The following is a 16,594-nucleotide window of genomic DNA, read 5'->3' as shown; positions in this document are numbered from 1 at the left end:
CGTGTTGACGCGGGTCACGGGTGGTGCCGGAGCGGCACCACCCGTGAGCGCGTCGCAGCCGTTACTTGCCTGCTGCCTGGCCGTTCTTCACCGCGTCCTGCCAAGCGGCGTCGGCGGCCTTACCCTGCTCGATGCTGCGCAGCGCGTTCTCGACCGCGTCCCGGACCGCCTGGTTCTTCGGGCCGAGGTAGACCGGCTTCAGCTCCTTGGCGCCAGCGGCGAAGATCTTGCCGATCGGCGCGCCGCTGAAGTACTCGTTGGTGGCGGCGAGCACGGCCGGGTCCTCGAGGGCCTGCGGCGACGAGGGCAGGTTGCCGACCTTCTTGAACGCCTCGGTCTGGCTCTTGGCGCTGGTCAGGAACTTGGCCAGCTCAGCGGCTTCCTTCTGGTGCTTGCTGGACTTCGGCACAGCCAGCCAGGAACCGCCCCAGTTGCCGCCGTTGCCCGGCGCCTTGGCGACGTCCCACTTGCCGGCCGCCGCGTCACCGGCCTGGCCCTTGATGACACCCGTCATCCAGGCCGGGCAGCCGATGGTGGCGAAGCTGCCGTTCTTGAAGCCGGCGTTCCACTCGTTGGAGAAGCTCCGCAGGTTGTTCGACAGACCCGCGCTGATCATCTTGGTGGTCTGCTGGAACGCGGTCTGCACGTCCGGGTTCTCGCCGACGACGAGCTTGTTGCTCTTGTCGAAGTAGGTGTACCCGTTGCCCGCGCCCGCCGTCTGCATCAGCACGATGTTGTAGAAGTTGGTCGCCGAGTCGACGAACTTGTGCTTCTTGTCGGCGGCGGTGAACTTCTGGCCCTGCGCGATGAAGTCGTCCCACGTCGGCCAGAGGGCGCCGACCTGCTCGCGGTCGGTCGGCAGGCCGGCGGCCTTGAAGAGGTCGGTGCGGTAGCAGACGGCCATGCCGCCGACGTCGGTGCCGAGACCGAGCACCTTGCCGTCCGGCGTGAGGCCACCCTCCCACTTCCACGGCAGGAAGTTGCCCTTGAGGTCGTTGGCGCCGTGGTCGGCCAGGTTCACGAACTTGTCGGCCTGCGCGAAGAACTGCACGATCGTGCCCTCTTCGAGGGCGACGACGTCACCGGCACCGGCACCGGCGGTGATCTGCTGCGTCAGCCGGGTGTTGTAGTCACCGAGGCCGAGGCCCTTGCCGCGCTCCTGGATCGTGACGTTCGGGTGCTCCGTCTGGTACTGCTTGTAGAGATCCTCGTAGCCGAAGCCCTGGTCGCCGAAGACGTCGACGACCAGAGTGACCTTGCCGCCGTCCGAATCGGACGACGAGTCGCCGTCGCCGCAGGCGGTCGCCGCGGCGAGCACGGCGACAGACGCGAGCGCGATCGCCGCAAAACGGCGACGTGAGGTGACGCTCATCCTGACCCCTCTCAAGTGGTGAGGCTTGGTGTGTCGTGCGTGGTGGGGGGTGCTGTAGCGCCCCGCGCCCCTCAGCCGGTGACCGAGGGCGCCTGGGGAGTGTGGTGAAGGAGACTTCCGCCACTCCCCCGGGAGCGCTCCCATGAGATTGCCGGGGCGCTACCAGGGTGTCAATAGACCATTGGGAGCGTTCCCAGATCGTTACCGCCCTGTTTCAGGCCGGCACCCGGGGCATCGACGCCGGCCTGACCGGCCCGTTCAGCAGAAGCGGCGCAGCAGCGTGGTGGCGACGGCGGGATCGAAGAACGCCGGGTCGAAGCCGCCGGTGACCCAGCCCGTCAGCAGAGCCCGCTCCGGATGAGCCGGATCGGCCAGGGCCGCCAGCAGCGTCTGGTAGCCCAGTGGGCCACCGATGCCCTCCGGCGGGCAGGCATGCTCCCCGTCGAGGCAGAGCGGGTACCGCTCGTCCTGGTCGGCGGTGAAGGCGTCCTCGACGACCAGGTCGTGCTCCCACCAGTCGCCGAAGTCGTACGTGTAGGAGAACCTGCTGCCCTTGCCGAGCACCGCGTCCAGCCGGACGTCCAGCTCGTCGTGCAGCGCCAGGCCCTCGTCCGGGTCGGGCTCGCCGTAGGCCACCGCGTCGACCTCGAACGAGTGCAGGTGGCAGTCCCGCCAGCCCATCGCGTGCTGGGCGACCCGGTGTAGTCGGTCCAGCGTGTAGCCGGCCGGGACGAGCACCCGACGCCAGATGACCGGACGCACGCCGGCGAGGGACATCTTCAGCTGGAAGATCTGACGCGGCATGCTGTCCTGTCCTTGAGCGGCTTAGGCTGCGAGCATGATCTGCCGAGCGTGCCGGGACCGGCGGCACGACGACTGCCCGGGCCGGAACTGGTGCGACTGCCAGCACCGTACCGCTGAACCGACCCCTCCGGTCACCGGTCCGGCCGGCGAATGACGGTCGGAATTCCGATCCGGCGGCTCTGGCCCGAGCCGTCCGTCGAGCCGCTCGACGACGCGGCGTTGACCGCCCTCTACGGCCGCTCCGACCAGCCCCGACTGCGGGTCAACTTCGTCTCCAGCCTGGACGGCGCGGTCACCGTCGACGGCTTCTCCGCCGGGCTGTCGGGCGAGCCGGACAAGCGGGTGTTCGGCCTGCTGCGGATGGTCTGCGACGCCCTCGTCGTGGCCGCCGGCACCCTGCGGCACGAGGGGTACCGGGCTGTCCGGCTGGACGAGGGCCGCCGCGCCTGGCGCAGGGCGAACGGGCTGGCCGCGTACCCGACGTTGGTGGTCGTCTCCGGCGCCCTCGACCTGGACCCGGCGCAGGCCGCGTTCGCCGACGCGCCGGTCCGGCCGATCGTGCTCACCCACTCCGACGCCGAGCCACCACCGGGCCTCACCGACGTCGCCGACGTGCTGCGCTGCGGCACCGGCCGGGTCGACCTCGCCGCCGCCCTGGCCGAGCTGCACGGGCGCGGACTGACACAGCTGCTCTGTGAGGGTGGCCCGCACCTGCTCGGCGCGCTCACCGCGGCCGACCTGGTGGACGAGCTGTGCCTCACGGTCGCGCCGCTGCTCGCCGGGCCGGGCCCGGGGCGGATCACCGCCGGAGACGCCACCGGGCCCACTCACCTGCCGCTGCGCCACGTACTCGCCGCCGACGACGGCGTCCTGCTGCTCCGCCACGCCCGCGACTGACGGCTGCGCCCTGAGAGCGGCCCGTCACTCACCGGCGCGTGACGGGCCGTCGCCCGGTCGCACACCCAGCGTCGCGGGTGTGAGCGACCATGGTGTCGTCCGCCGCGTCGCGTGGCGACCTGTCGTACTCCTCGGGCAGGATGCACGTCATGCTTCCCGACCGTGCTGCCCCGACCCGAGTCGCCCGATGACCGACGCCGACCTCGACAGCCCGGGCGAGCTGGTCGGCCGGGTGCTGGGCACCGCCGACGCCACACCGTTGCAGTTCTGGACGGCGGTGGCCCCCGGCAGCTACCTCCAGCTCGACGACGTGGTGGTCACCCGTCGTGAGCTGCCCGACCGCGAGCCGGTGACGATCGCCGGGGTGGTCACGCAGGTCCGGGCGCGGCACGAGGGCGCCCAGTTCGACTCGGACGTCTTCGCCATCGCCGACGGCACCCTGCCCGCCCAGGTGCAGGAGGCGGCCGAGGTCACCACCACGCGGGTCGACCCGGAGCTGTACGTGCCGCCGACCCCGGGGGCCGTGGTGCACCGCGCCGAGGGCGACGCGCGGGCCCGCGCGCTGCACTTCGACCGGATGGAGCGGCGCATCCCGATGGGGATGGGCCGCGACGGGGTGCCGGTCTACCTGAACGCCGACTTCCTCGACGGCAGCCGGGGCGCGCACGTCTCGATCTCCGGCATCTCCGGGGTCGCCACCAAGACGAGCTTCGCCACCTTCCTGCTCTACTCGGTGTTCCGTTCCGGCGTCCTGGGCGGCGACGCGGTCAACGGCAAGGCGCTCATCTTCAACGTCAAGGGCGAGGACCTGCTGTTCCTCGACCACCCCAACACGCGCCTCGACGAGCCGACCCGGGCCGCGTACGCGAAGCTGGGCCTGAGCGCCGGCGCCTTCCCCGACGTGCGGGTGTACGCCCCGCCCCGGGTCGGTGACGCGGCCGGCACGCCGGACGTGAGCAGCCGGCTGACGGGCGTGGACGCCTTCTACTGGACGTTGAGCGAGTTCTGCTCCGACCGCCTGCTGCCGTACGTCTTCGCCGACGCCGACGACGAACGCCAGCAGTACACGATGGTGGTCCACTCGGTGGCCGCGCACCTGGCCCGGTACGCCCAGCCCGCCGACGGGGGCGTGAGCATCGACGGGGTGCGGCTCGGTTCGTACGGCGACCTGGTCGATCACATCGTCGATGCGCTCAACGACGACGAGACCCGTTCCGACTGGGCGGGCAGCGCGGTCGGACTGGGCACCGTCAACGCGTTCGCCCGCCGGCTGATCGGCAGCAAGAAGGATCTGGCCCGGCTGATCCGTGGCGACCTGGCCGTCCGTCGTCCGCACTCGATCAACACCAGCGAGTCGGCACAGGTGACCGTCGTCGACCTGCACAACCTCCCCGACCGGGCGCAGCGGTTCGTGGTGGGTGTGACGCTCAAGAGCGAGTTCGAGCGCAAGGAGAAGGCCGGCACGGCCAAGCCGCTGCTCTTCGTCGTCCTCGACGAGCTCAACAAGTACGCCCCCCGGGAGGGCTCCTCCCCCATCAAGGAGGTGCTGCTCGACATCGCCGAGCGCGGCCGCTCGCTCGGGGTGATCCTGATCGGCGCCCAGCAGACGGCGAGCGAGGTGGAGCGCCGTATCGTCACCAACTCGGCGATCCGGGTGGTCGGCCGGCTCGACCCGGCCGAGGCGTCCCGCCCGGAGTACGGCTTCCTGCCGCCGGCCCAGCGACAGCGGGCGCTGCTCGCCAAGCCGGGCACCATGTTCGTCAACCAGCCGGACATCCCGGTGCCGCTCTGCCTGGAGTTCCCGTTCCCGGCGTGGGCGACCCGGGTCTCCGAGGCGGGCCGGGCTCCCTCGGAGACGCTGCGCTCGATCACCCAGTCCGCCGACCCGTTCGCCGTGGTGGGCTCCGGCGGCGGCAGCGACGACGACATCCCGTTCTAGGGGGCCGGTGCAACTGTGAAGATCCTGCACACCTCCGACTGGCACGTGGGCAAAGTGCTCAAGGGGCAGTCCCGGGCCGAGGAGCACAAGGCCGTACTGGCCGGGGTGATCGACATCGCCCGCGCCGAACAGCCGGATCTGGTGATCGTCGCCGGTGACCTCTACGACACGGCCGCGCCGACCTCGGAGGCGACCCGGCTGGTCACCCGGGCGCTGACCGCGCTGCGGCGCACCGGCGCGGACGTGGTCGCCATCGGCGGCAACCACGACAACGGGCCCGCGCTGGACGCGCTGCGCCCGTGGGCCGAGGCCGCGGGCATCACGCTGCGCGGCGGGGTACGCGAAAATCCGGCCGAGCACGTCATCGACGGCACCACGGCCGGCGGGGAGCGGTGGCAGCTCGCCGCGCTGCCGTTCCTGTCCCAGCGGTACGCCATCCGCGCGCTGGAGATGTACGAGCTGACCGCCGCCGAGGCCAACCAGACGTACGCCGACCACCTGGGTCGGGTGCTGGGCCGGCTCACCGAGGGCTTCACCGAACCGGACCGGGTGCACCTGGTCACCGCGCACCTGACGGTGACCGGCGCGGCGGCGGGCGGCGGCGAGCGGGACGCGCACACGGTGCTCGGCTACGCGGTGCCGGCGACGGTCTTTCCGGCGACGGCGCACTACGTGGCGCTGGGCCACCTGCACCGGGCGCAGCGTGTCGAGGGCCCGTGCCCGGTGCGGTACAGCGGTAGTCCGCTCGCCGTCGACTTCGGCGAGCAGGAGAACGTGCCGTCGGTGACGGTCGTCGAGGTGACCGCCAGCACGGCCGCCCGGGTGCGGGAGGTGCCGGTGAGCGCGGCGAGCGCGCTGCGGACGGTCCGGGGCACGCTGGCCCAGCTCGCCGAGATCGAGGCGCCGGACGCCTGGCTGCGGGTGTTCGTGCGGGAGCAGCCCCGCGCGGGCCTGCGCGAGGAGGTGCAGGAGCTGCTCCCCCGCGCGCTGGAGATCCGCATCGACCCGGAGCTGCTGGCGGCGTCGGGCAGCGGCGCGCGGGTCGCGCAGCGGTCGGGGCGTTCCCCCCGGGAGCTGTTCGGCGACTACCTGGACAGCCGGGGGCATGACGACGAGGGTGTCCGGGAACTCTTCGACGAGCTCTTCGAGGAGGTCGATCACTGATGCGGCCGATGCGGCTGGACATGGCCGGGTTCACGGTCTTCCGGGACGAGACGACGATCGACTTCACCGACGCCGACTTCTTCGCGCTGATCGGGCCGACCGGCTCGGGCAAGTCCACCGTGCTGGACGCCATCTGCTTCGCCCTCTACGGCACGGTCCCCCGGTGGGGTGGCACGCGGGGGTTGGCCAACGCCCTCGCACCATCGGCGACCGAGGCCCGGGTGCGGCTGGTCTTCGAGTCCGGTGGCTCCCGGTACGTGGCGACCCGAGTGGTGCGCCGGGACGGTCGGGGCAACGTGAAGACCGCGAACGCCGGGTTGCAGGTGATGCCGGCCGGCTTCGACGTGACCAAGCTCGACACCGGGTTGAGCCCGGACGACCTGGGCGAGGTGGTCGCCGGTACGCCCGCCGAGATGGAGCAGGCGGTGCTGGAGGCGGTCGGGCTGCCGTATGAGCAGTTCACCAGCTGCGTGGTGCTGCCGCAGGGGCAGTTCGCCGACTTCCTGCACGCCAAGCCGGCCACCCGGCAGCAGATCCTGGTCAACCTGCTGGGCCTCGGCGTCTACGAGGACGTGCAGAAGAGGGCCACGGCCCGCGCGGCGCAGGCCGAGGCCAAGCTGGACGCGGTCGACCAGGTGCTCGCCGGCCTGACCGGGGTGGACGACGAGGCGGTGGCCGAGGCCGACGCCCTCGTCGAGCGGATGGTCGAGCTGGCCGGCGCGGTCACCGGGGCCATGCCCGAGTTGGCGGCGGCCCGGGGACGCGCGCGGGAGGCGGCGGCCGCCCTGACCGCGCTCGACGACGAGCTGAGCGTGCTGTCCGCCGTCCGCGCCCCGCGCGGGGTGGCCGAGGTGGCGCGCGCGGTGGCTGCGGCGCGCGCCGAGGCCGACGCGGCTGCCACGGCGGTGTCGCTGGCCGAGGAGCGGGAGGAGAAGCTGCGCGGTGAGTTGGCCGGCGCCGGTGACGAGAGCGCGCTGCGGCTGCAACTGCGGGCGTACGACGATCGGGATCGGCTGACCGGCGAGGCCGACACGGTCCGCGCGGCGGTGCGTACGGCGGACGAGGAGCACACGACGGCGGTAGCGGCGCTGGCCGCCGCCCGCGCGGAGGCCGAGCGGGCCGACGCCGAGTTGGAGGCGGCCTTCCGGGCGCACGAGGAGGCGAAGGCCACCGACCTGGCGGTCGGCCTGCGGGCGCACCTGCATCCGGGCGGGCCCTGCCCGGTGTGCGAGCAGCCGGTGGCGCGGGTGCCGGCCGTCCCGGCGGATTCGGCGGTGGCCGCCGCGACGGCGGCCGGCAAGGCGGCGCGGGCCGCCACCAAGGCGGCGCAGGCGGCGGTGCAGCAGCGGGACGCCGCCGCGCGTGACCTGGAACGGCTGCTGGTGCAGGCCCGCGCCCGGCAGGAGCAGGTGGACGCCCGGCTGGCCGAACTGGACGGGCAGCTCGCGGACGCGGCCGAGCCGGCGGTGCTGCGCCGGGAGCTGGCCGAACACGCCCGGCTGCGACGGGCCCTGGACGAGGCGGCGACCGCCGTCCGGGCGGGCCGGGACAGCGCCCGCCAGGCCCGCGCCGGTGTGGACGCGGCGCAGGAGCGGCTGCGGGCGACCTGGCGGGGCTTCGACACCGCCCGGGACGGGCTGGCCCGGTTCGGGCCGCCGGCCGCCGACCGGGACGACGTGGCGGCCTCCTGGGCGGCGTTGACCGACTGGGCCTCGGCCGAGGCGGAGCGTCGTCGTGCTGATCGGGCCGGCCGGGTCACCGTCGTCGCCGAGGCCGAGGCGGCGGCCGACGAGGTGCAGCGGCGGATCGCCGACATCTTCGCGGCCGCCGACGTGCCGGTCGGCGACGATCCGGTGCACGCCGCGACGGTGGCCGTCGAGCGGGCCGAGGCCGACCGACGCCGGCTGGCCGAGCGCCGCGAACAGGCCGGCACGTTGCGCGAGCAGCGGGCGGGGCACGAGCGCGAGGCGCAGGTCGCGCGGGCTCTCTCAGGGCACCTGCGGGCCAACAACTTCGAGCGGTGGCTGCTGGCGGAGGCGTTGGACCTGCTGGTCGACGGCGCGTCCGGGATCCTGCGGGAGCTGTCCTCGGGCCAGTACGAGCTGGTGCACGACAAGGGCGAGTTCTTCGTGGTCGACCACCACGACGCCGGGCTGCGCCGGGGCGTACGGACGCTCTCCGGCGGCGAGACGTTCCAGGCGTCGCTGGCGTTGGCGTTGGCGCTGTCCGAGCAGTTGGCCGGCATGTCGACGACGGCGGCGAGTCTGGAGTCGATCGTCCTGGACGAGGGTTTCGGCACGCTGGACGCGGCCACCCTGGACACGGTGGCCGCCACCCTGGAGAACCTGGCCGCCCGGGGTGACCGGATGGTCGGCGTGGTCACCCACGTCGCGGCGCTGGCCGAGCGGATCCCGGTCCGCTTCGAAGTGCGCAAGGACGCCCGCTCGGCGCGCGTCGAACGGACCGGCCGGTGAGCGACGCGAAGTTCTTCGTCGACTCGTGGGACCCGTCGTACGGGGCGTCGTTCGAGGCGTCCGCCTCCGGGCCGGCCACCCCGAGCAGCACCCAGGTCGAGGTCGACGTGGAGTTGCCGGCCGTCGACTGGCGGGCGATCGGCGTACGCGCCGACGTGCGGGCACCGGACGTGGTGCTCCTGGTCGACGGGGTCCGCCGGGTCGACGCGAGCATCTGGACGGCCGAGGAGGACGGCGGGTCGTTTCCGGGGCTGGCGGCGTCGTACGCGGCCGGCGTGGTGCGCTGCGACCTGGGTCGGGGCGCGGCGCAGTTGGCCGGCACGCAGGTGGGCCGGGGTCTGTTCACGGCGAGCCCGTCGGCGCGGGACGTGGTGGCGGGCGCGATCCGCTATCCGGTGCACCGGGTGGGCGGCACCGGCGAGCTGGCGAAGCTGCCGGCGGCCGTGCAGGGCCCGTTGACCGCGTTGGAGGTGGCGGTGTCCGACGCCGTCCGGGTCGACGGCGACCTGTTGGTGGTGGACGGTCCGCTGCGCAGTCGGCACCATCTGCCGCGCACGCTCGGCTACATCAAGACCCAGCACAGCCAGTACCTGGACGCCCGGCTGACGGCGGTGGTGACGGGCCTGGCGCCGGGCGAGCGGTCGCCGGTGTTCCGGCTCGGCACGCCCTGGGGCGGCTGGTCGTGGTATCTGCGGCTGCCGGTGGCCGTGGGCGCGCCGTGGGCCGGCATCGTCCGGGTGGAGTGCTCCACCGAGTTGCCCGTCGAGGCGGCGATCGACCTGGCCGACCTGTCGCTGGTCACGCTGCCCCGGTTCGCCTCGACGCCGTACAAGGATCCACGGGCGCCGCAGAACCTGATCCCGATCGCCGGTCTGGAGCGCCGCCTGCGCGCGCTGCTCGGCGACTCCCGGCTGCTGCACCGCGCGTTGACCGCGGCGGCACGTGTCGGTCGCTGAGCGGGGGTCGCGGTGGGGCGTAAACGAGCGGGTGACCGGGTGGTCGAGCGGGTGGACACCGGTCTGGCCGAGCTGGTGCCGTCGGTGGACCGGCCCGGGTCGTGGACGCTGCTGTTGGACGGCGCGCCACAGTCGCACGTCGACCTGAGCGATCCCACGCATCTGGAGTTCGAGTACGTCCGACGGCTGGCCGCCGCGCTGGACCTGATCGCGCCCCCGGGCGAGCCGCTGCGGGTGCTGCACCTGGGCGGCGGCGCGCTGACCCTGCCCCGGTACGTGTCGGCGACCCGGCCCGGCTCGACGCAGCGGGTGTCCGAGGTGGACGGCGCCCTGGTGGAGCTGGTCCGGCGCGTGCTGCCCTGGCCTGCGGACGCCCGGCTGCGGGTCCGCGTGCAGGACGCGCGGGCCGTGCTGACCTCGGCGCGGGACGCCAGCTACGACGTGGTGGTCGCCGACGTCTTCGCCGGTGCCCGCACCCCGGCGCACCTGACGTCGGTGGAGTACGCCGCCGAGGTCGCGCGGGTGCTCCGCCCGGCGGGCTGGTTGTTGGCGAACCTGGCCGACGGCCCGCCGCTGCGGTACGCCCGCAGTCAGGTCGCCACGGTGCGCTCGGTGCTGCCGCAGGCGTGCCTGGTCGGCGACGCGGGGGTGCTGCGCGGTCGCCGGTACGGCAATCTGGTGCTGGTCGCCGGGCGGACCGCTCCCCCGGTGCCCGGCTTGAGCCGGCGGGCGGCCGGCGACTGGTTTCCCGGCCGGGTGGTGGCCGATGACGAGTTGGACCGCTTCGCCAGCGGGGCGGCGGTGGTGCGCGACGCCGATGCCACCGGCTCGGATCCACCACCGCCGGGGCTGTTCTCCGTCCGCCGCTGACCGGCTTGCGGGGGCCTGGGACCGCGCCGCCGGAAATTTTTCCCCGGTTCGTTGATCCGCTCGCGGCGTGGCTGCGTACCACCGGGCGGCCCGCCTTGTGGGGGCGGCGTTGGTCACGGACACCCCGGAGGTCTGCATGCATGCGGTGGCGGCCGGTTGGCATGGCGACGCGGTTGGCGCGGACTGGTTGTCCGCGCGGTCGTCGTCACGGTCGACCTCGTCTGCCCGGGGGGTCGACGCCCGAGCCACGTCTCGCCAAAATGGTCCGGTGACGCCCCGACCGGCGCCCGGGCGCCACCAGGCGACGACAACCGAGGCCAGCCACTCCGACCAGTTGATCCGGCTGCTCTACGCCGAGCACGCCGGCCCGTTGCTGATGTTCGTCATGCGGCTCACCGGGGGGGACCGGCAGCGCGCGGAGGACATCGTCCAGGAGACGCTGCTGCGGGCCTGGCGCAACGCGCACCGACTCGGCGCACAGGGGCAGGGTTCCCTGCGGCCGTGGCTGGTCACCGTGGCGCGTCGGATCGCCATCGACGAGCACCGCAGCCAGGAGGCCCGGCCGCCGGAGACGTACGACCGGGACCTGACGGCGTTCGCCGAGGCGGACAGCACCGACCGGGTGCTGCGCACGATGACGGTGGCGGACGCGCTGCGTACGCTGAGTCAGTCGCATCGGGAGATCCTGATCGCGACGTACTTCCGGGGGCGGACGGTGCCGGAGGCGGCGGAGGAGCTGGGGCTTCCGTTGGGCACCGCCAAGTCGCGGGTCTACTACGCGCTGCGCGCCTTGCGCACGGCTCTTCAGGAGCGGGGGGTGACAGAATGAGCCGGCCGGACCACATGGACGTCGCCGCGTACGCGCTCGGCGTGCTTGACGAGCAGGACACCGAGCGGTTCGAGGAGCATCTCGCCGCGTGCTGGGCGTGCGCGGCCGAGCTGGAGACGATGGTGCCGGTGGTGGGCCTGCTCTCCGGCATCGACGGCGAGACGATGATGGCCCTGGAGCAGACCGCCACGGATCCGGCGCTGCTGGACCGGACATTGGTCGCGGTCCGGGCCGATCGGCGACGCACCAGGTTTCGTCAGATGCTCGCGACCGCCGCGGCGGTGGTGGTCTTCGGCGGTTTGACGGGTTACGGCTTCGTGAGCGTGGCCGGGGACGATGCGCCGGGGACCCTCGCGGAGCCGACGACCAGCGCCGGCGTCAACGACCCGCCGACGAGCGCGCCGACCGGGCCGCCGAGCGGTCCGGGCGTCGGCGGCACCGAGGAGGAGGGCGACCAGGTCGACGCCACCGACCCGACGACCGGCGTCCAGACGACGATGTTCCTCATCGAGCGGGAGTACGGCACCCGCATCAACTTCAGCCTGCGGAAACTGCCCGGCCCGCGCACCTGCCGGTTGGTGGTGGTGCGCAAGAACGCCACCACGGAGGTCATCTCGACGTGGTCGGTGCCGGAGGGCGGCTACGGGACGAACAATCGCCCGCAGGGTCTTGAGCTGAGCGCGTCGACGTCGGCGTTGACGAGTGACATCAAACAGCTCCAGGTGCAGTCGGTAGACCGTAACGGTGTGGCGAGCCCGCTGGTCACGGTACCCATGTAGGGTCGCGTACCATCGTCGACGCCGGTCATTGTCACAATGACCGGCGTTGATGCGTTTTCCCTGCCAGCAGGCTCCGTGCAGGGCGGTACGGATCATCGTTCAATACGGTTCAATCAAAACCCGTGAAATTGACCACTGTTACTTCTTCAACCTTGACAGCCCGCTCGCCGTACCTATGGGTGAACTGCCAAGAATGAGGAGGGCACGTGGCACAGATGAAGCGGACCGTCATCGTCGCGAGCGCGATGGTCGCACTAACGGCCTGCGCTCCCGCGGGTTACGACGGGGCGAACTCGAGCGCGGCCGAGCCGGTCGCCGTCGCCGCGGCCGAGCCCAGCGCGTCGGCGGAGCCCGAGGCGTCGGCATCCGCGGAGGCGCCCGCCGCCGACGCGCCGCCGGCCGCGGACGTCGACCTGACCGAGCAGTTGATCGGCAAGAAGATCGCCCGGATGGGCAACGTCGTGACGGACCAGGACGGCTGGGTCCTGTACCGCTTCGACAAGGACACCGCCGACCCGCCCGCGTCGAACTGCGTCGACAAGTGCGCGGAGGTGTGGCCGCCCGCGCTGACCGACGGGAACCCCCAGCTCACCGGCCTCTCCGACGACAAGGTCGGCAGCGTCACCCGCCAGGACGGCACCCGCCAGCTCACCATCGGCGGCTGGCCGGTCTACCGCTACATCGGCGACAAGAAGCCCGGCCAGTGGAAGGGTCAGGCCGTCGGTGGCACCTGGTTCGTGGTCGACCAGAACGGCAAGAAGAACCTGACCTGCCTGCCCACCTCGACGCCGAAGGCCGTCGCGCCGCCGGCCGACAGCGGGTCGAGCGACGCCGGAGGCTCGGGCTATTCGTACTGATCCCGGTACCGCCGGGGTACGACGGTGGCCGGTCGCAGCCGCAGGGGGCGCGACCGGCCACCGTCGTACCCTGAATCGCCTGTGCGGACGGCGACGACCGGCACCGCCGCGTGACCTGGCAGAGTGGCAGGGTGACCGAGACCGGACCCGCCGCGACCAGGGTGCTGCACCCGCCGGTCGGATACCGGCTGGCCGCGTCGGTCCGCGCGCTGACCTTCAGCCCGTACGACCCGTGCGCGCGCATCGCCGCCGGCACCTTCTGGTGGGCGACCCGCACCCCGCAGGGACCGGCCACGCTCGCTCTGCGACCGGCGGGTGGTGATCTGCTCGCCGAGGGTTACGGACCGGGCGCCGAGCATGTCGTGGCACACGCCGACGGAATCGCCGGGCTGCGCGACGACCTGACCGGCTTCGCCGAACTGGCGGCGGCGCACCCGCTCGTCGCCCGGCTGGCCCGGGAGCACCGCGGACTGCGCATGCCCACCACCGGGCAGGTCTTCCCCCGACTGCTGCGGGCGGTCTTCGAGCAGAAGGTCACCGGCAAGGAGGCGTACCGGGCGTACGCGGCGACCGTGCGGCACTTCCGCGAGCCGGCTCCCGGCCCGCTCCAGCCGCTGCTGCTGCCGCCCGAGGCCGCCGCGGTGGCCGCCACCCCGTACTGGGTGTTCCACCCGTTCGGCGTGGAGCAACGCCGGGCCGACACGCTGCGCCGGGCCGCCGCGCTGGCCGACCGTCTGGAGCGCTGCGTCGACGCGGCGGAGGCGACCCGCCGGCTGACCGCCATCGCCGGCATCGGGCCGTGGACCGCAGCCGAGGTGGTCCGGATCGCGTACGGCGACCCGGACGCGGTGAGCGTCGGCGACTACCACATCCCGAACACCGTGTCCTGGGCCCTGGCCGGCGAGCCGAGGGGCGACGACGCGCGGATGCTGGCCCTGCTGGAGCCGTTCCGGGGGCATCGGGGTCGGGTGTGTGTGCTGCTGGAGGCCGCCGGTATCCAGGCGCCGAAGTACGGCCCCCGCGCGCCGATCCGCTCGTTCGCCCGCTTCTGACCGCTTCCCGGCTGCCGGGCAGCGGCCGGGCCGCCCGGGTTCGGCGACGCCGGCTGTGGTGTGCTGCTCCGATGAGCGTCGAGGTGAGCATCGTTCCGGCGGTTGTCGCGGACGCCGGCGAGATCCTGACCGTGCAGCGGGCCGCGTACCTGAGCGAGGCGCAGCACTATCGTGAGCCCTTCCTGCCGCCGTTGACCGAGACCCTGGACGAGGTCGCGGCCGTGCTGGCCGGCCCGGACATCGTGCTCGTCGCCCGCTCGGGGCACCGGCTGGTCGGCTCGGTGCGCGCCCACCTGGCCGGCGACACCGCACATGTCGGACGCCTCGCGGTCGCCCCCGATCAGCAGGGGCGGGGTGTCGGAGCGCGACTGCTCACCGCGATCGAGGAGGCCTGCGCCGGTCGCGCGGCCCGGTTCGCCCTCTTCACCGGCGCGGACAGCGCCCGCACCCTCGCGCTGTACGAGCGGTACGGCTACCGGATCGTGGCGCACCGCCCGGACCCGAACGGCACCCCGTTGGCCGTGCTGGAGAAGCCGGCCGTCAGCTCCGCTCACAGCGACGCCTGAGCCCGTCGGCCTCCAGCCTGACGTAGCGGCGCAGCAGGCCGCCGTACAGCCGGCCGATCAGACCGGCCAGGGGTCCGCTCTGGTCGATGGCCACGTCGACCCGGGTACGTCCGTCGGGCAACGGCACCAACCGGTGCTCGCCACGGGTGTGCACGCCCGGGACGTCGGAGACCCAGGTGAACTCCCGCCCCTCGGCCAGCTCGACGACCCGCCACACGGCCGGGCGTAGTTTCGGCTGGGTCAGGCGGGCGGTCGCGCCGACCGCGAGGGGCCCCGGCTCACCCCGCTCGGCCCGGGTCACCGAGGCGGTCCACTCCGGCCACCGCTCCACGTCCACCAGCACCGCCCAGACCCGCTCGGCGTCCGCGCCGATCTCGGTGTCCGCCTCGAACCGCATCGCGTCCCCTCCCCCGGTGGCGCCGTCCGGCGCCGCCTGCTGACGACGCTGCCCGGCGGACCGTCACCGCGGCATCCACCGGCCGGTCCGATCATCGATCGGGCCGTGGGTCCGCCGGCCGCGCGGGGTCAGGCGGCCTCGCGCAGGTCGGCCAGGCTCAACGGGGTACGACGCCGCAGCAGCTCTTCCAGCTCGGAGACCGTGGCGACCTCGCCGAGCACGTCCCGGCCACCACCGAACCGCTGCGGATATCGACGGTTCAGCCGGTAGCGGTAGCGGCCCCGGACCAGCTCGACGCTGACCCGCCACCGCCCGCAGCAGTCACAGACCCACTCGGCCATCCCGCGAAACTAGCTCTGACCTGCGGTTATCTGATTCGCCCAGGCAGGACGAGGGGCGCGCGGGCGGACACGCCACCGCCGCACCAGCGGTGATCTGCCTCACGGCTGTCGGTGCCGTCTGATTGACTGGTCGCCGTGGACCTGCCGATCAACCCTCCGGTCGAGCCGATGCTGGCCAAGAGCGTCGCCAAGCTGCCCACCACGCCCGGTGTGACGTACGAGCCCAAGTGGGACGGGTTCCGGTGCATCGTGTTCCGCGACGGCGACGAGGTCGAGCTGGCCAGCCGGGGCGGCAAGTCGATGACCCGCTACTTCCCCGAGGTGGTCGAGCAGGCCCGCCAGCAACTGCCCGAGCGGTGCGCGGTCGACGGTGAGCTGATCGTGATCCGGCGGGACGGGCCGTCCGGTCAGCCGAGGCTGGACTTCGAGTTGCTGGCCCAGCGCATCCACCCGGCGGCGTCGCGGGTCAAGCTGCTGGCCGAGACCACGCCCGCCGACTTCGTCGCCTTCGACCTGCTGGCCGTCGGTGACGAGGCGTTGCTCGACCAGCCGTACCCGCGCCGCCGGGAGCGGCTGGTCCAGGCCCTGGCCGAGGTGCGCCCACCGGTGCACGTCACCCAGGTCACCACCGACCCGGAGACCGCGCGCCGCTGGTTCGACGTCTTCGAGGGCGCGGGGCTGGACGGGCTGATCGTCAAGCCGGCCGACCTGACGTACGAGCCGGGCAAGCGGTTGATGTTCAAGGTCAAGCACGCCCGCACCGCCGACGCGGTGGTGGCCGGCTTCCGCTGGCACAAGTCCGGCCCGGTGGTCGGCTCGCTGCTGCTCGGCCTCTACGACGACGAGGGCGTCCTGCACCACGTCGGGGTGAGCGCGTCGTTCAGCATGGCCCGCCGTGCCGAGTTGCTCGACGAGCTGGCCCCCTACCGGGACACCGGCGGCGAGCACCCGTGGGTGCACGGCGACCACGAACGCGGTCAGCGCATCCCGGGCGGGGTGAGCCGGTGGACCGGCACCAAGAACCTGGAGTGGGAGCCGCTGCGCCCGGAGCTGGTCGTCGAGGTGGGTTACGACGCGATGGAGGGCGAACGCTTCCGGCACACCGCCCAGTTCGTCCGGTGGCGACCCGACCGCGATCCCCGCTCCTGCCGCTACGACCAGCTCGACCGGCCGATCCGCTTCGACGTGGACCAGGTGCTGCGCGGCGATCCGGCGGTCACCCTGGATCGGGCCGCCACCGGTCCGGCGTAGCCTGGCCGTCGACCCGACTCCGGAGGATCACGTGAGCCGCACCGCC

At 73.1% G+C, this 16,594-nt stretch carries 16 protein-coding genes; 12 read left to right on the top strand and 4 right to left on the bottom strand.

Annotated elements, in window-relative coordinates; genetic code table 11:
* Window positions 1–61 precede the first annotated feature (61 nt).
* Complete coding sequence (locus ACIA3K_RS19395; RefSeq protein ID WP_396802635.1) at window positions 62–1,372, bottom strand: ABC transporter substrate-binding protein; 1,311 nt, start codon at window positions 1,370–1,372, stop codon at window positions 62–64.
* 258 nt (window positions 1,373–1,630) lie between these two features.
* Window positions 1,631–2,176 carry a plasmid pRiA4b ORF-3 family protein gene (locus ACIA3K_RS19390; RefSeq protein ID WP_396802633.1) on the bottom strand — a complete coding sequence of 182 codons (546 nt, stop codon included), beginning with the start codon at window positions 2,174–2,176 and terminating at the stop codon, window positions 1,631–1,633.
* Between the two features lie 150 nt (window positions 2,177–2,326).
* On the opposite strand from ACIA3K_RS19390, the gene ACIA3K_RS19385 reads away from it, so the two are divergent.
* The 11 genes from ACIA3K_RS19385 to ACIA3K_RS19335 all read left to right on the top strand — a co-directional run bounded on the left by ACIA3K_RS19385 (window position 2,327) and on the right by ACIA3K_RS19335 (window position 14,559).
* The gene (locus ACIA3K_RS19385; RefSeq protein WP_396802631.1) at window positions 2,327–3,073 is read left to right on the top strand and encodes a pyrimidine reductase family protein; all 747 of its coding nucleotides are present in this window, start codon (window positions 2,327–2,329) and stop codon (window positions 3,071–3,073) included.
* A gap of 187 nt (window positions 3,074–3,260) precedes the next feature.
* On the top strand, window positions 3,261–5,012 hold the full coding sequence (locus ACIA3K_RS19380; RefSeq protein ID WP_396802630.1) for an ATP-binding protein: 1,752 nt from the start codon (window positions 3,261–3,263) through the stop codon (window positions 5,010–5,012).
* A 15-nt stretch (window positions 5,013–5,027) separates the two neighbouring features.
* On the top strand, window positions 5,028–6,176 hold the full coding sequence (locus ACIA3K_RS19375; RefSeq protein ID WP_396802628.1) for an exonuclease SbcCD subunit D: 1,149 nt from the start codon (window positions 5,028–5,030) through the stop codon (window positions 6,174–6,176).
* The gene (locus ACIA3K_RS19370) at window positions 6,176–8,650 is read left to right on the top strand and encodes an AAA family ATPase (RefSeq protein WP_396802627.1); all 2,475 of its coding nucleotides are present in this window, start codon (window positions 6,176–6,178) and stop codon (window positions 8,648–8,650) included. Before ACIA3K_RS19375 ends, ACIA3K_RS19370 begins: the two co-directional genes overlap by 1 nt.
* A complete protein-coding gene (locus tag ACIA3K_RS19365; RefSeq protein WP_396802625.1) occupies window positions 8,647–9,606 on the top strand; it encodes a hypothetical protein in 960 nt (319 codons plus the stop codon). Before ACIA3K_RS19370 ends, ACIA3K_RS19365 begins: the two co-directional genes overlap by 4 nt.
* Before the next feature lie 12 nt (window positions 9,607–9,618).
* Window positions 9,619–10,476, top strand: a complete 858-nt coding sequence (locus ACIA3K_RS19360; RefSeq protein WP_396802624.1) for a spermidine synthase — start codon at window positions 9,619–9,621, stop codon at window positions 10,474–10,476.
* 136 nt (window positions 10,477–10,612) lie between these two features.
* Window positions 10,613–11,305, top strand: a complete 693-nt coding sequence (locus ACIA3K_RS19355) for a sigma-70 family RNA polymerase sigma factor (RefSeq protein WP_355051883.1) — start codon at window positions 10,613–10,615, stop codon at window positions 11,303–11,305.
* Window positions 11,302–12,084, top strand: coding sequence for an anti-sigma factor family protein (locus ACIA3K_RS19350; protein WP_396802623.1), 783 nt, complete (start codon window positions 11,302–11,304; stop codon window positions 12,082–12,084). The genes ACIA3K_RS19355 and ACIA3K_RS19350 overlap by 4 nt, the downstream gene beginning before the upstream one ends.
* A 206-nt stretch (window positions 12,085–12,290) precedes the next feature.
* On the top strand, window positions 12,291–12,941 hold the full coding sequence (locus ACIA3K_RS19345) for a hypothetical protein (protein WP_396802622.1): 651 nt from the start codon (window positions 12,291–12,293) through the stop codon (window positions 12,939–12,941).
* A gap of 131 nt (window positions 12,942–13,072) precedes the next feature.
* On the top strand, window positions 13,073–13,993 hold the full coding sequence (locus ACIA3K_RS19340; RefSeq protein ID WP_396802621.1) for a DNA-3-methyladenine glycosylase family protein: 921 nt from the start codon (window positions 13,073–13,075) through the stop codon (window positions 13,991–13,993).
* Between the two features lie 71 nt (window positions 13,994–14,064).
* The gene (locus tag ACIA3K_RS19335; protein WP_396802620.1) at window positions 14,065–14,559 is read left to right on the top strand and encodes a GNAT family N-acetyltransferase; all 495 of its coding nucleotides are present in this window, start codon (window positions 14,065–14,067) and stop codon (window positions 14,557–14,559) included.
* Here the strand turns inward: ACIA3K_RS19335 and ACIA3K_RS19330 are convergent.
* Both ACIA3K_RS19330 and ACIA3K_RS19325 read right to left on the bottom strand, forming a co-directional pair.
* Window positions 14,534–14,956: an SRPBCC family protein gene (locus ACIA3K_RS19330; protein ID WP_396802619.1), complete on the bottom strand. Its 423-nt coding sequence runs from the start codon at window positions 14,954–14,956 to the stop codon at window positions 14,534–14,536. The two genes, ACIA3K_RS19335 and ACIA3K_RS19330, sit on opposite strands and share 26 nt — an antisense overlap.
* Window positions 14,957–15,084: 128 nt before the next feature.
* A complete protein-coding gene (locus ACIA3K_RS19325) occupies window positions 15,085–15,297 on the bottom strand; it encodes a hypothetical protein (RefSeq protein WP_396802617.1) in 213 nt (70 codons plus the stop codon).
* A gap of 135 nt (window positions 15,298–15,432) precedes the next feature.
* On the opposite strand from ACIA3K_RS19325, the gene ACIA3K_RS19320 reads away from it, so the two are divergent.
* Entirely contained in the window at window positions 15,433–16,548 is a 1,116-nt protein-coding gene (locus ACIA3K_RS19320; RefSeq protein WP_396802616.1) for an ATP-dependent DNA ligase, read from the top strand.
* Window positions 16,549–16,594 lie beyond the last annotated feature (46 nt).

The sequence above is a fragment of the Micromonospora sp. NPDC051543 genome, from assembly GCF_044454415.1.
In the GTDB taxonomy this organism is placed as follows: Bacteria; Actinomycetota; Actinomycetes; order Mycobacteriales; family Micromonosporaceae; genus Micromonospora.
Note: the sequence above shows the minus strand (reverse complement) of the source record. Positions and strands in the feature narration are given on the sequence as shown.